Source organism: Micromonospora sp. NPDC051300, assembly GCF_044455315.1.
Lineage (GTDB): Bacteria > Actinomycetota > Actinomycetes > Mycobacteriales > Micromonosporaceae > Micromonospora > Micromonospora robiginosa.
In genome coordinates this window covers 9,420-24,809 of sequence record NZ_JBITEP010000019.1, presented here as the reverse complement: position 1 = coordinate 24,809, position 15,390 = coordinate 9,420, and the positions used below count along the sequence as shown (strand labels likewise).

Genomic DNA, 15,390 nt, shown 5'->3' with positions numbered 1-15,390 from the left:
AGGACGACCTCCCATGACTGACGACATTTCCGCCGCCGACGACGGCATCGAACCCATCGCCATCGTCGGGCTGGCCGCCCGCCTGCCCGGCGCGGCCGACGTCGACGAGTTCTGGCGCAACCTGGTCGACGGCGTGGAGTCGACCACCGAGCTGACCCGCGAGGAGCAGATCGCCCGCGGCGTCAGCGCCGACGAGGTCGACGACCCGAGCTGGGTGAACCGGGCCCCGCTTGTCGACGGCTACGACGAGTTCGACGCCGGCCTGTTCGGGATGACCGCCCGCGAGGCCGAGATCACCGACCCGCAGCACCGGCTGTTCCTGGAGAGCTGCTACATCGCGTTGCAGGACGCCGGCTACGACCCGGGCCGCTACGACGGCGCGGTAGGCGTGTACGCGGGCACCGGCGGCACCACCTACCTGAACCGCTACGTGCTGCGCAACAAGCGGGTCGGCGGCAGCCCGCACGGCGCGGTCTCCATCGCCACCGGCAACTCGCCGAACTACGTGGCGACGAACGTGTCGTACCGGCTGGACCTGCGCGGCCCGAGCCTGACCGTGCACACCGCCTGCTCCACCTCGCTGGTGGCGTTCCACCTCGCCTGCGAGGCGCTGCGCAACGGCGAGTGCGACATGGCGCTCGCGGGCGGCGTGAACATCGAGCTGCCGCACGCCGGCTACATCGGCATGGACGGCTTCACCTCGCCGGACGGCCGGTGCCGGCCGTTCGACGCCGACGCCAACGGCACGGTCTGGGGCAGCGGCGTCGGGGTGACCCTGCTCAAGCGCCTCTCCGACGCGATCGCCGACGGCGACACCATCCGCGCGGTGGTGCTCGGCAACGCGATCAACAACGACGGCGCCGGGAAGGTCGGCTTCACCGCGCCCAGCATCGACGGGCAGGTCGAGGCCGTCGCGCAGGCGGTCGGGCTGGCCGGGATCGACCCGCGCAGCATCAGCTACGTCGAGGCGCACGGCACCGGCACCGCGCTCGGCGACCCGATCGAGATCGCCGCGCTCTCCGCCGTCTACACCCGCGACACCGACGACCGGGGCTGGTGCGGCATCGGCTCGGTGAAGTCCAACATCGGCCACCTCAGCCAGCCGTCCGGCATCGTCAGCGTGATCAAGACGGTGCTGGCCATGGAGCACGGGCTGATCCCGCCGACCATCAACTACGAGACGCCGAACCCGGCCATCGACTTCGCCGACACCCCGTTCTACGTGGCGAACACGCTGACCAAGTGGGACGCCGACGGCGGGCCGCGCCGGGCCGGGGTCAGCTCGTTCGGCATCGGCGGCACCAACGCGCACGTGGTGCTCGAGGAGGCGCCGGCGGCGTACCGGTCCGAGCGGCGGGTCCGCCCCGCGCACCTGCTCCAGGTGTCCGCGAAGACCCCCACCGCGCTGGACGCCGCGGTCCGCGACCTCGCCGACCACCTGGAGCGGGCCACCGCCGGCGGGCCGGACCTGCTCGCCGACGTGGCGCACACGCTCCGCGTCGGCCGCCAGCGTTACGCCCACCGCGCGGCAGTCGTCGCCGGCGACCCGCAGGCCGCCGCCGCCGCGCTGCGGGAGCGGCGCAAGGGTCACCGGGGCGTCGTCGACGGCCCCGCCCCCCGGGTGGCCTTCCTGTTCAGCGGGCAGGGCTCGCAGTACGCGGGCATGGGCGCCGAGCTGTACGCCGAGGACCCGACATTCGCCGCCGCCGTCGACGAGTGCGCCGAGCTGCTCCACCCCGAGCTGGGCCTGGACATCCGGGACCTGATCCTCGGCCGGGACCCGGAGGCGGCGACGAAGCTCACCGAGACCCGCTGGACCCAGCCCGCCCTGTTCACCGTCGAGTACGCGCTGGCCGCCGCGTGGCGCGCCGCCGGCGTCACCCCGGCCGCGATGATCGGCCACTCCATCGGCGAGTACGTGGCCGCCACCGTCGCCGGGGTGCTCAGCCTCCCCGACGCGCTGCGGGTGGTCGCCGCCCGGGGCCGGCTCATGCACGCCCTGCCGGCCGGCTCCATGCTGGCCGTCACGCTCGACGAGTCGGCGGTCGCCGATCGGCTGCCCGAGGGCCTGTCGGTGGCGACCGTGAACGGCCCCGGCACCTGCGTGGTGGCCGGCGAGACCCCCCTCGTCGAGGCGTTCGCGGAGAGCCTGGGCAGCAAGAACAAGTCGAAGCTGCTGCGCACCTCGCACGCCTTCCACTCGCCGATGATGGACCCGATCCTGGACGAGTTCACCGCGCTGATGGCGACCGTGCCGCTGCGCGCGCCGGCGGTGCCGTTCGTGTCCAACGTGACAGGCACCTGGATCACCGACGCGCAGGCCACCGACCCGGCGTACTGGGCGTCGCACCTGCGCCGGCCGGTGCGCTTCGGCGCGTGCGTGGCCACCCTGCTCGCCGAGGGCACCTGGGCGCTGGTCGAGTGCGGCCCCGGCCGGCAGCTCGCCAACCTGGCCCGGATGCAGGTCGCCAAGGCCGGCGAGGCGCAGCGCGCGCTCACCCCGCTGGGCAGCCTGCCCGGGCCGGGCGAGCCCGCCGGCGACCTGGCCACGCTGCTCGGCACCGCCGGCGCGCTGTGGTGCGCCGGGGCGCCGGTGGACCTGGCCGTCGACCCGGACGCGCGGCGGGTGCCGCTGCCCACGTACCCGTTCGAGCGGCGCCGCTACTGGGTCGATCCGGACCCGGTGCGGGAGGAGGCCGCGGCCCCGGAGGAGACCGGCCCCCGCCCGCTGCCGGAGTGGTTCGCCGTGCCGGTGTGGCGGCAGGCCGCGCCGGCCCGCGAGGTCGCGCCGCTGGGCCGCTGCCTGGTGCTGGCGGACGGCCCGCGCGGCGAGGCGCTCGTCGCCGCGCTGCGGGTCGCCGGCGACGACCCGGTGGAGGTACGCGCCGGCGGCGCGTTCACCGCCACCGCGGCCGGCTTCCGGCTGCGCCCCGGTTCCCGGGAGGACGCCGAGGCGCTCGTCGCCGCGCTCGGCGCGGACCTGCCCCGTCGGATCGTGCACGCGTTCGCGCTCGACGGCGAGCCGGCCGGCACCGACGTGGCCGCCGCCTGGGCCGCCCAGGAGCGGGGCTTCTTCGGCGCGCTGCACCTGGTGCAGGCGCTGGCCGGCGCCGGCCTGACCGCCGACGAGGCGGGCGTGCACCTCGACCTGGTCACCGCCGGCATCGGCGACGTACGCGGCGACGACCTGGTCCGCCCGGAGCACGCCACGCTCGCCGGCCTGGCCCGGGTGCTCCCGGTGGAGCTGCCCGGCCTCACCGTCCGGCTGCTCGACGCCGACCCGGCCGCGCGGGGCGTGGCCGCCCTGGTGGTGGAGCTGCGCAGCCCGGTCGACCCGGAGCACCCGGAGGTGGCGCTGCGCCGCGACCGGCGCTGGGTGGGCGGCTACGAGCAGGTGACCGTGGCCGCCGAGGACGAGCCGGGCGTGCTGCGCGAGGAGGGCCGCTACCTGATCACCGGCGGGCTCGGCGGCATCGGCGTCACGCTCGCCGAGGACTTCGCCCGCCGGGCCCGCGCCAAGCTGGTGCTGCTGGCCCGCTCCGGCCTGCCCGAGCGGGACGACTGGGACGCGCACCTGGCGGTGCACGGCGGCGCCGACCGGGCCGGCCGGGCGATCGCGGCGATCCGCCGGATGGAGGCCGCCGGCGCGGAGGTGCTCGTGCTCGCCGCCGACGTCACCGACCCGGACGACCTGCGCCGGGTACGCGCCGAGGCGGAGCGCCGCTTCGGCGGGCTGGACGGCATCGTGCACGCCGCCGGCCTGCCCGGCGGTGGCATGGCCGAGGTGAAGGAGCGGGCCGAGGCGGAGCGGGTGCTCGCGCCGAAGCTCGCCGGCACGCTCGCGCTGGCCCAGGTCTTCGGTGACCTGCCGCTGGACTTCGTGGCGCTCTGCTCCTCGATCACCGCGGTGATCGGCGGCTTCGGCCAGGTCGACTACTGTGCGGCGAACAACGTGCTGGACGCGCTGGCCCGCTCCGGGGCCGGTTTCCGGGCGCCCGTGGTGTCGCAGAACTGGGGCGGCTGGGCCGAGGTCGGCATGGCGGTGGAGACCGCCGCGCCGGCCGCGTTCCGGGCCGCCGGGCGGGACACCGTGACCAGCGCGGTCACCCACCCGGTGCTGACCACGATGGTCGCCGGGCCGGACGGCACGGTGCTGCACGGCCTGGTCGCGGCGGACACCCACTGGCTGCTCGACGAGCACCGGATCGGCGGGGTGCCGGTGGTGCCCGGCACCGCCCACCTGGAGTCGGTGCGGGCCGCGGTGGTCGCCGCGCTGCCCGCGCCCGCGCCGGACGCGGCGGTGGAGCTGCGCGACGTGGTCTTCCTGGAGCCGTTCTCGGTGCCGGACGGCGCCGTGGCGCAGTACCGGGTGGAGCTGGCCCCGACCGAGGACGGGGTGGACTTCACGGTGGCCAGCCTCACCGCCGGCCGGCTGCGCACGCACGTGCGCGGCGCGGCGGGGTGGACCACCGAGGCCGCGCCGCCGGCCGCCCCGGCCACCGTGGCCGGTCGGCGGGTCGACGACGACGCCTCGTTCGGGCGCGGTCGCACCAGCATGCTCACGTTCGGGCCGCGCTGGGCGGCGCTGGCCGAGCACCACCTCGCCGACGGCGAGGAGCTGGCCCGGGTGCAGGCGCCGGCGGCGGCGCGGGGCGACCTGCCCGCCTGGGGGCTGCACCCGGCGCTGCTGGACGTGGCCACCGCGTTCGGCCGGGGCCAGGGCAGCGGCACCTACCTGCCGCTGTCGTACGGGCGGATCGTGGTGCGCGGGGCGCTGCCGGAGCAGTTCCACAGTCACCTGCGGCACCGGCCGGCGGCCACCGACGAGGTGGTCGCCGCCGACCTGTCGCTGCGCGACCCGGACGGCCGGGAGCTGGTCGCGATCAGCGACTTCGTGCTGCGCCGGGTGGACCAGGGCGCGGTCACCGGCAACCTCGCGGAGGCCCCGGCGGAGGCCGACGCGCCGGCCGCGGTCACCGAGGACATCCGGCCGGTCGACGGGGCGGAGGCGTTCCGCCGCAGCCTCGGCGCCGGGCTGGGCGCGCAGGTGGTCATCGCCACCCGCACGGTCGCCGACATCCGGCGCCGGGCCGCCCGGGTCACCACGGACAGCCTGGCCGAGGAGGCCGACGCCCCGACCGGCACGCCGGCCGCGGCCGGCGGCGGCTCCGCGGCGCCGGGTACCGAGCTGGAGAGGACCATCGCCCAGGTGTGGCGTGACGGCCTCGGCGTCACCGACATCGGCGTGGACGACGACTTCTTCGCCCTCGGCGGCAACTCGCTTGTCGCCGTGCAGCTCATCGCCGCGATGCGCAAGGCGACCGGGGTGCGGCTGCCGATGCGCAGCCTCTTCGAGACCCCCACCGTGGCCGGGCTGGCGGCCCGGATCGAGGAGCTGCGCGCCGAGGCCCCCGCCGACCAACCGGCCGCCCCGGCGGCGATCCCGGCCATCCCGCGGCTGCCCCGCGGCTGACACCCCCCGACGCAACCAAGGAGACACCGCATCATGAGCGAGACAACCGCCACGCTCCCGGTGGTCGTCGAGAACGACGGCCGGGCGCTGACCGACCTCATCGCGGCCCGCCGCGGCGAGCTGCGGGACACCCTCGTCGCCAGTGGCGGGCTGCTGTTCCGCGGCTTCGAGGTCGGTGGCGTGGACGGCTTCGACGCCGCCGTGCGCGCCCTGGCCGGCGAGCCGTTGACCTACACCGAGCGTTCCTCGCCCCGGCACTCCATCAAGGGCCGGGTCTACACCTCGACCGACTACCCGCCGGACGAGGAGATCTTCCTGCACAACGAGAACTCGTACCAGGCGCGCTGGCCGCTGACGCTGTTCTTCTACTGCGTCACCGCGCCGGAGACGCAGGGCGCCACGCCGCTGGCCGACGTGCGCCGGGTGTACGAGCTGATCGACCCGGCGGTGCGCGAGGAGTTCGTCCGGCGGCGCTGGATGCTGGTGCGCAACTTCCACGGTGACTTCGGCACCCGCTGGCAGGAGGTGTTCAACACGGAGAGCCGCGCCGAGGTCGAGTCGTACGCGACGGCCAACGGGATCACCGTGGAGTGGGTCGGCAAGGACGGCCTGCGCACCCGCGCGGTGCGCGACGTGGTGCACCACCGGCCCGGCTCGGACACGCCGCGCTGGTTCAACCACGCCACGTTCTTCCACCTCAGCACGCTGCCGAAGGACTACCAGGAGGGGCTGCTGGCCATGTTCGGCGCGGACGGGCTGCCGTCGAACACCTACTACGGCGACGGCGGCGAGATCCCCGCCGACGTCATGGACCACCTGCGTGCCGCCTACCGGTCGGCCACGGTCCGATTCGACTACCAGCGCGACGACGTGCTGGTAGTCGACAACATGACGGCCGCGCACGGCCGGGAGCCGTTCACCGGCCCCCGCAAGATCGCCGTGGCGATGGCCGAGGCGTACACCCCCGACACCGCTGGAGCGAACTGACATGGCCGAACCCCGATTCCTGGTCGTCCGCAACGACGAGGAGCAGTACTCGATCTGGTCGGCCGACCGGGAGCTGCCCGCCGGCTGGCAGGACACCGGCTTCGCCGGCAGCCGCGAGGAGTGCCTGGCCCACGTGGACGAGGTGTGGACCGACATGCGCCCGCGCTCGGTACGCGAGGCGCTCTCATGAGTCAGCGGGAGTGGACCTTCCCGGCCTCGTACGCCCAGGAGCGGGTGTGGATGGCCAACCAGCTCGACGCCGGCTCGCCGGTGTTCAACGTCTCCGTCCCGTGGGCCTTCCCGGCCGGCGTGGACGCGGAGACGGCGAGCGACGTGGTCAACCGGATCGTGGCCCGGCACGAGGCGCTCCGTACCCACCTGCGGGTGGACGACGGCGCGCTGGTGCAGGTGGTGCGCGCCCACGAGCCGACCCCGCTGCCCACCGTGGACCTGAGCCACCTGCCGGCCGGTGAGCGGCTGGCCGAGTTCGAGCGGCTGCGCGCCGAGCTGGCCCGCAACCCGATCCCGCTGGACGCGGCGCCGCTGTGGCGGGCCCGGCTGATCCGCCTCGAGGACGCCTGGGCGCTGGCGTTCGTGGCGCACCACGCGGTCTTCGACAGCCACTCGGCGGTGCTGTTCCACGCCGAGCTGCGCGCGACCTGCGAGGCCGTGCGCGCCGGCGCCGAGCCCGCCGTGCCCGAGCTGCCGATCCAGTACGCCGACTTCGCGGTCTGGCAGCGCCAGCAGCTCACCGGCGACGAGCTGGCGCGGCAGCTCGCGTTCTGGACCGGCCACCTGGCCGGCGCGCCGGCGGTCACCGGCCTGCCGCTGGACCGGCCCCGCCCGGCCCAGCTCGGCTTCGCCGGCGACGAGGTGCGCTTCGCGCTGCCCGACGGGCTGCTCGACCGGGTCGGCGCGCTGGCGGTCGGCGCGCAGGCCACGCCGTACATGGTGCTGCTGGCCGGCTTCGCGGCGCTGCTGTCACGGATCTCCGGCGACACCGACGTGGTCGTGGGCGTCTCCACCGCGGGCCGCGACAACCCGGAGCTGGCGCCGCTGATCGGCATGTTCGTCAACCCGGTGGCGCTGCGCTGCGACGTCTCCGGCGACCCGACCTTCGCCGACCTGCTGGGCCGGGTCCGCAACGGCCTCATCGACGCGATGGAGCACGGGCAGACGCCGTTCCAGAAGATCGTCGAGGCGGTCGACCCGCAGCGCGACCCGTCGGTGCAGCCGGTCTTCCAGACCGCGCTGAACTGGATCCCGGACTCCGGCCTGGACCCGATCGAGCTGGGCACCACCAAGGACGACCTGGCGTTCGACATCACCACGGGCGAGTCCCGGCTGGTCTACCGCAGCGCGCTGTTCGACCGGGCGACCGCCGAGACGGTGGTGCGGCGCTACCTGCGGCTGCTCGCCGCCGCGGTGGCCGAGCCGGAGCGTACGGTGGGCGCGCTGCCGCTGCTCACCGACGACGAGCGGCAACTGGTGCTCGGCGACGACACCGCGCGCGACGTGCCGGTGACCACGGTGGTCGACGAGGTGCAGCGGCAGGCCGCCGCCACCCCGGACGCGGCGGCGCTGGTCTGCGACGGGGCGACGCTCAGCTACGCCGAGCTGAACACCGCGGCGAACCGGCTGGCCCGACTGCTGGTGACCCGTGGCGCCGGCCCGGAGAAGCGGGTCGCGTTGCTGCTGCCCCGCTCCTGCGAGCTGGTGGTGGCGATGCTCGCGGTGCTGAAGTCCGGCGCCGCGTACGTTCCGGTGGACCCCGCCTACCCCCCGGGCCGGATCGCCTACCTGCTGTCCGACGCCACGCCGGCGCTGGTGGTCGCCACGCCGGACACCGCCGGCTCGGCCGCCGGCGACACGCTGGTGCTCGACGGGGAGGTCGGCGCGGACCAGCCCGGCGGGGACCTGACCGACGCCGACCGGGTCGCCCCGCTTCGCCCCGGGCACCCGGCGTACGTGCTGCACACCTCCGGCTCCACCGGCCGGCCGAAGGGCGTGGTGGTCGAGCACCGGGCGGTGACCGCCTACCTGGCCTGGGCGCGGGCCACCTACCCGGGGCTGGCCGGCGCGGCGCTGCTGCACTCGCCCGTCTCGTTCGACCTCACCGTCACCGGCCTGCTCGGCACGCTCACCGCCGGCGGCACGGTGCGGCTGGCCGCGATCGACTCGCCGGCCGCGCGCGCCGGCGGCCGGCCGTCGTTCCTGAAGGTCACCCCGAGCCACCTGCCGCTGCTCGACGGCGAGCTGTCGCCCACCACCGACCTGGTGATCGGCGGCGAGGCGCTGAGCGGGGAGCAGCTCGCCGGCTGGCGGGCCGCGCACCCCGAGGTCGCGGTGGTCAACGAGTACGGCCCGACCGAGGCGACAGTCGGCTGCGTGGCGGCCCGGATCGGCCCCGGCGAGCCGGTGTCCGCCGGCCCGGTGCCGATCGGCACGCCCACCTGGAACACCCGGGCGCTGCTGCTCGACGGCGTGCTCCAGCCGGTGCCGCCGGGCGTGGTCGGCGAGCTGTACGTCACCGGCGTCCAGCTCGCCCGCGGCTACCACGACCGGCCCGGCCTGACCGCCGAGCGCTTCCTGCCCTGCCCGTACGGCCCGCCCGGCGCGCGGATGTACGCCACCGGCGACCTGGCCCGCCGGCGTCCCGACGGCACACTCGACTACCTGGGCCGCCGCGACGACCAGGTGAAGGTGCGCGGCATGCGGATCGAGCTGGGCGAGGTCGAGGCGGCGCTGCTGGCCCACCCGGACGTGCGGGCGGCCGCCGCGGCGGTCCGCACCGACGGCGGTGGCGAGCCGACGCTCGTCGGCTACCTGGTCGGCCCGGCGCACGAGGACTCGGTCCGTGCCGAGCTGGCCCGGGAACTCCCGTCGCACCTGGTGCCGGCCGCCCTGGTGCGGCTGGACGCGTTGCCGTTGACCCCGAACGGCAAGCTGGACCGGGCCGCGCTGCCCGCCCCGACGACCACCGAAGCCACCGAGGACAGCTACGTCGCCCCGCGCACCGAGGCCGAGGCGCTTGTCGCCGAGGTCTACGCCGACATCCTCCAGGTGGAGAAGGTCGGCGCGCTGGACGACTTCTTCACCCTCGGCGGCAACTCGCTGCGCGGCATGCGGGCGATGGCCCGGATCCGGGCCGAGGTGGACGTCGACCTGCCCATGCGGGCGCTGTTCTCCAGCCCCGTGGTGGCGGACCTGGCCGCCCAGATCGAACAGCGGATCGCCGCCGAACTCGACGGGCTCTCCGACACCGAGGTCGCCGCGCTGCTCGCGGCGGAAGAGGGAACCAACTGATGACCGACCTGAAGGATCCGGCCCGCGAGGCGGCCCGGCAGGCGCTGATCGCCAAGCGGTTGCGCGCCCGCCAGTCCGCCCCGGCGGCCCGGATCACCCCCCGGCCCGAGGGCGCCGAGGTGCCGCTGTCCTACGCCCAGGAGCGGGTCTGGTTCATGGACCAGATCGCTCCGGGGGAGGCCGCGTACCACATCGCGGTGCCGCTGCGGGTGCGCGGACCGCTCGACGTCGAGACGCTGCGCGCGGCCCTGGCCGCGCTCGGCGCCCGGCACGAGTCGCAGCGCACCCGCTTCCCGGCGGACGCCGACGGCCGACCGACTGTGGTGATCGCCGAGACGCCCGACATCCCGCTGACCGTGGTGGAGGCGGCCGACGAGGCCGCCGCGCAGGCCCTGGTCGACGCCGCGGCGGCCGAGCCGTTCGACCTGGCCGAGGGGCCGCTGCTGCGGGCGCTGCTGATCCGGTTGTCCGACTCGGATCACGTGCTCTTCCTCGGCCAGCACCACATCGTCGGCGACGGCTGGTCGGTGGACGTGCTGCTGCGCGACCTGATCACGTTCTACCGGGGCGGCGAGCCGCCGGCCCTGCCGATTCAGTACGGCGACTTCGCCGCCTGGGAGGCCGCCGAGCTGGACGGCCCGCAGGCCCGGGCGCACGTGGACTACTGGAAGCAGCGCCTCGCCGGGGTCACCCCGCTGGAGCTGCCGCTGGACCGGCCCCGCCCGGCCACCCAGACCTACCGGGGCGACTTCGTCGAGTTCCAGCTCGACCCGGCGGCCACCGAGGCGCTCAACGCGCTGACCCGCGACAGCGGCGGCACGCTGTTCATGACGCTGCTCTCGGCCTACCAGGTGCTGCTGGCGCGGCACGCCGGCCAGGACGACTTCGCCGTCGGCGCGTCGGTGGCCGGCCGGTCCGCGCCGGAGCTGGAGAACGTCGTCGGCATGTTCATCAACATGCTGCCGCTGCGGGCCGAGCTGGCCGGCGACCCGACCTTCACCGAGTTGCTGGCCCGCACCCGCCGCAGCGTGCTCGACGGCTTCGAGCACGCCGACGTGCCGTTCGCCAAGGTGGTGCACGAGCTGGGGCTGGCCCGCGACGTCAGCCGCTCCCCGGTCTTCCAGACCATGTTCGTGCTGCAGAACTACGAGATGGGCCGCTTCCGCGGCGTGTCCCGCAGCGACGAGGTCACCTTCGAGTGGACCCCGATGGAGCTTCAGGCGACCCGGTTCGACTTCGAGCTGCACGCGGTGGAGACCGTCGACGGGCTCTGGGGCAAGTTGGTCTTCAACACCGACCTGTTCGACCGGGCCACCGTCGAGCGGATGGCCCGGCGCTGGACCGCCCTGCTGGACGCGGTCGTCGCCGCGCCGGACACGCCGGTGTCCCGGCTGCCGCTGCTGGCCGACACCGAGCGGGAGCTGCTGGCCGGCTGGAACGACACGGCGGCGGACTTCCCCCGCCACGAGACGCTGCACGGCCCGATCGAGGAGCGGGCCGCCGCCACCCCGGACGCGGTCGCCGTCACCATCGACGGGCACAGCCGCACGTACGCGCAGCTCAACGCGGACGCCAACCGGATCGCGCACCGGCTGCGCGCGGCCGGCGTCGGCCCGGAGACGCTCGTCGGGGTGTGCGCGGAACGCTCGGTGGAGCTGGTCGCCGGCCTGCTCGGCGTGCTCAAGGCCGGCGGCGCCTACCTGCCGCTGGACCCGGAGTACCCGGCGGACCGGCTCGCCTTCATGGTCACCGACGCGGACGCGCCGGTGGTGCTGGTGCAGTCGCACCTGCGCGACGTGCTGCCGGCGACCTCGGCGACCGTGCTCGACCTGGACGACACGACGGTCTGGGCGGACCAGCCGGCCGGCGACCCGACGCCGTCGGCCGGCCCGGAGCACCTGGCGTACGTCATCTACACCTCCGGCTCGACCGGCCGGCCCAAGGGCGTGCCGAACACCCACCGGGGCATCGTCAACCGGCTCGACTGGATGCAGAAGACGTACGGTCTGGGCGCCGACGACGCGGTGCTGCAGAAGACGCCGGCCAGTTTCGACGTGTCGGTCTGGGAGTTCTTCTGGCCGCTGCGCACCGGCGCCCGGCTGGTGCTGGCGAAGCCGGGCGGGCACAAGGACGCCGGTTACCTGCGTGACCTGCTGGTGTCCGAGCGCATCACCACCGCCCACTTCGTGCCGTCGATGCTCACCGTCTTCCTCGCCGAGGAGGGCGTGGAGGCGGCCACCGCGCTGCGCCGGGTGATCTGCTCCGGCGAGGAGCTGCCGCTGACCTCGGCGGTCGACTTCACCGCCCGGCTGCCCTGGTGCGGCCTGCACAACCTGTACGGCCCGACCGAGGCGGCGATCGACGTCACCTCCTGGGCCTGCGAGCCGGCGCGGCTGGCCGAGGTGGACGCGGTGCCGATCGGCGCGCCGATCGCCAACCTGCGGCTGCACGTGCTCGACCCGTCCGGGGCGGTGTGCCCGGTCGGGGTCGCCGGCGAGCTGCACATCGGCGGCGTCGGGCTGGCCCGCGGCTACCACCGCCGGCCGGCGCTGACCGCCGAGAAGTTCGTCCCCGACCCGTTCTCGGCCGAGCCGGGCGCCCGCCTCTACCGCACCGGTGACCTGGCCCGCTGGGTCGTCGGGGCGGACGGCGCCGGGGTGATCGAGTTCCTCGGCCGGATCGACCACCAGGTGAAGCTGCGCGGCCTGCGGATCGAGCTGGGCGAGATCGAGAGCGCGCTGCGCGAGCAGCCGGACGTCACCGAGGCCGCGGTGATCGTCCGCGAGGACAGCCCCGGCGACAAGCGGCTCACCGCCTACCTGGTCGGGCCGGCCGAGCACGCCGCGCTGAAGGCGGCGCTGAAGGACACGCTGCCGGAGTACATGGTGCCGGCCGCGTTCGTCACGCTCGACGCGCTGCCGCTGACGCCCAACGGCAAGCTCGACCGCAAGGCGCTGCCCGCCCCGGTGGTCACCCGCGAGGCGTCGGTGGCGCTCGTCGAGCCGCGCGACGACACCGAGCGGGCCCTCGCGGCGATCTGGTCCGAGGTGCTCGGCGTGGAGACGCTCGGCATCGACGACGACTTCTTCGACCTGGGCGGGCACTCGATGCTCGCCACCCAGGTGGTCGCGAAGATCCGCAAGGCGGAGCTGGGTGGCCGGGCGGTCGGCGTGATGGACCTGTTCCAGAAGCGCACCATCCGCGAGCTGGCCGCGTTCATCTCCGGCGACGCCGCGCAGGAGGGGCCGCGCCGGCTGCTCTACGAGCTGACCAAGCCGATCCCGGTCGCCAAGCGGGTGCTGACCTACGTCTGCGTCCCGTACGGCGGCGGCAGCGCCATCGTCTACCAGCCGCTCGCGGACGCGCTGCCGGCCGGGTACGGCCTGTGGTCGCTCGCCATCCCCGGTCACGACGTGGGGCTCAGCGAGGACGCGCTGCCGTTCGACGAGCTGACCACCCGGGTCGCGGACGAGATCGTGGAGCGGGTGGAGGGACCGATCGCGCTCTACGGCCACTGCGGCGTGGGCAGCGCGATCGTCGCCGAGGTGGCCCGCAAGGTGGAGGCGGCCGGCCGGGACCTGGCGGCCGTCTACATCGGCGCGATGTTCCCGTTCGCCCGGCCGAAGGGCCCGTTCGCGGCCGCCCGCAACCGGCTGGAGCAGCTCCGCAGCAACAAGCACTACGCGAGCTGGCTCAAGTCGATGGGCGTGGACACCGACGAGCTGGACCCGGAGCAGGCGGACCGGATCATCAGCAACATGCGCGCCGACTCCCGTGCCTCGGAGGAGTACTTCACCGGCCTGCTCGACCGGCAGGCCACGAAGCTGCGCGCCCCGATCGTCTCGGTGGTCGGCTCCGAGGACCCGGTCACCGACTACTACCGCGAGCGGTACGCCGAGTGGCAGTTCCTCAGCGACACGCTGGGGCTGGTCGTGCTCGACCAGGCCGGGCACTTCTTCCTGAAGTACCGCGCCGAGGAGCTGGCCGAGATCGTCACCCGCACGCATCCCGCGGTGGTGGCCGGTGATCTCACCGGGCTGGACCCGGAGGCCCGGGGCGAGGACGCCGGCTGGGCGGTGCACGACACGCTGCGGGTCGGCGAGGACCGCAAGCCGGACACCACGGTCAAGCCGAGCATGGGCCGGTTCCTGGCGGTCACCATCGGGCAGCTCGTCTCCAGCACCGGGTCCGCGTTGACCGCGTTCGCGCTGCCGATCTGGCTGTTCAACCGCACCGGCTCGGTGGCCGACCTGGGCCTGCTGTGGGCGTTGGCGCTGATCTGCGGCGTGCTCATGCTGCCGGTGGCCGGCGCCCTGGTCGACCGGGTCAGCCGACGCCGGATCATGATGCTGGCCAGCAGCGTCGCCGGCTCGATCCAGTTGGTGCTGGCCCTGCTGCTGTGGACCGACAACCTGGTGCTCTGGCACATCTACCTGCTGGTGGCGTTCAGTTCGGTGGCCGGGTCGTTCCAACGGATCGCGTTCCAGTCGGCGGTGCCGCAACTGGTGCCGAAGCGCTTCCTCGGGCACGCCATGGGCATCACCCAGCTCTCCACCGGCGTGGCCACGTTGCTGATGCCGGCGTTCGCCGCCGGCCTGCTCGCCGCGATCGAGCTGAAGGGCATCCTGATCGTCGACGTGGCCAGCTACGTCGTCGCGGTGCTCACCCTGGCCGTGGTCCGCTTCCCGGACCTGCTCGGCTGGCGGCCCCGGGAGCGCCTGCTGGTGGCGATCGCGAACGGTCTGCGCTACTCCTGGCAGCACCGCGGCTTCCGGCTGATGCTCGGCTACTTCGCGCTGGGCAACATCTTCCTGGCGCCGGCGCTGGTGCTCACCACGCCGCTGGTGCTGTCGTTCGGCAGCCCGACCCAGGTGGCCCAGGTCGCGCTGGCCGAGGCGGTGGGCGCGGTGCTCGGCGGCGTGCTGATGTCGCTGTGGGGCGGTCCGCGCAAGCGGCGGATGATCGGCGTGCTGATCGGCAACCTGGGCACCGCGATCGGCTGCGTGCTGATCGGCCTGGACGCGTCGATCGTGATGATCTGCATCGGCTTCTGCTGGCTGGCCATGGCGATGACCACCGCCCAGTCGATCTACGCGACGATCGTCCAGGTGAAGGTGCCGCAGCGCTTCCACGGCCGGGTGTTCAGCCTGAACCAGACCATCGCCTGGTCCACGCTGCCGATCGGCTTCGCGGTGCTCGCGCCGGCGGCCACCGCCGTGTTCGAGCCGATGCTCGCCCCGGGCGGGTCGCTCGCCGGCACCGTGGGCGCGGTGATCGGCACCGGGCCGGGCCGCGGCATCGGCTTCGCGTACGTCTGCTTCGGGGTGGTCCTGATCCTCATCACCCTGGGCGGCTTCGCGATCCGGCTGCTGCGCCGCTTCGACCTGGAGGTCGAGGACTCCCTCCCGGACGACCTGATCGGCGCCCAGGAGCGGGAGAAGCGGCTGGCCGCGAAGAAGGCGGAGACCCGGGAGGCCGTCCCGGTCTGACCCTCCCCGCGTCCACGATCGAGGAGTTGGCGCCGGGTCCCGAGGTCGGGGCCGGCGCGAACACCCAGTTCACCGCGGGGTCAGTCGGCGGGGACGTAGTGCCGTTACCCGGCGGGCCCGGAGCCGACCCCCGGG

Annotated in this window: 5 protein-coding genes; all 5 read left to right on the top strand. The window is 74.7% G+C overall.

Annotated features, from left to right (window positions below; genetic code table 11):
* Nucleotides 1-13 precede the first annotated feature (13 nt).
* The 5 genes from ACIA5A_RS20720 to ACIA5A_RS20700 are packed head-to-tail and all read left to right on the top strand — an operon-like array spanning nt 14 to nt 15,255.
* Complete coding sequence (locus tag ACIA5A_RS20720; RefSeq protein WP_396764610.1) at nt 14-5,473, top strand: SDR family NAD(P)-dependent oxidoreductase; 5,460 nt, start codon at nt 14-16, stop codon at nt 5,471-5,473.
* Between the two features lie 33 nt (nt 5,474-5,506).
* Nucleotides 5,507-6,460: a TauD/TfdA family dioxygenase gene (locus ACIA5A_RS20715; protein WP_396764607.1), complete on the top strand. Its 954-nt coding sequence runs from the start codon at nt 5,507-5,509 to the stop codon at nt 6,458-6,460.
* 1 nt (nt 6,461) lies between these two features.
* On the top strand, nt 6,462-6,650 hold the full coding sequence (locus ACIA5A_RS20710; protein ID WP_181568003.1) for an MbtH family protein: 189 nt from the start codon (nt 6,462-6,464) through the stop codon (nt 6,648-6,650).
* Nucleotides 6,647-9,766, top strand: a complete 3,120-nt coding sequence (locus tag ACIA5A_RS20705; RefSeq protein ID WP_396764604.1) for an amino acid adenylation domain-containing protein — start codon at nt 6,647-6,649, stop codon at nt 9,764-9,766. Before ACIA5A_RS20710 ends, ACIA5A_RS20705 begins: the two co-directional genes overlap by 4 nt.
* On the top strand, nt 9,766-15,255 hold the full coding sequence (locus ACIA5A_RS20700) for an amino acid adenylation domain-containing protein (RefSeq protein WP_396764601.1): 5,490 nt from the start codon (nt 9,766-9,768) through the stop codon (nt 15,253-15,255). Before ACIA5A_RS20705 ends, ACIA5A_RS20700 begins: the two co-directional genes overlap by 1 nt.
* Nucleotides 15,256-15,390: the final 135 nt, after the last annotated feature.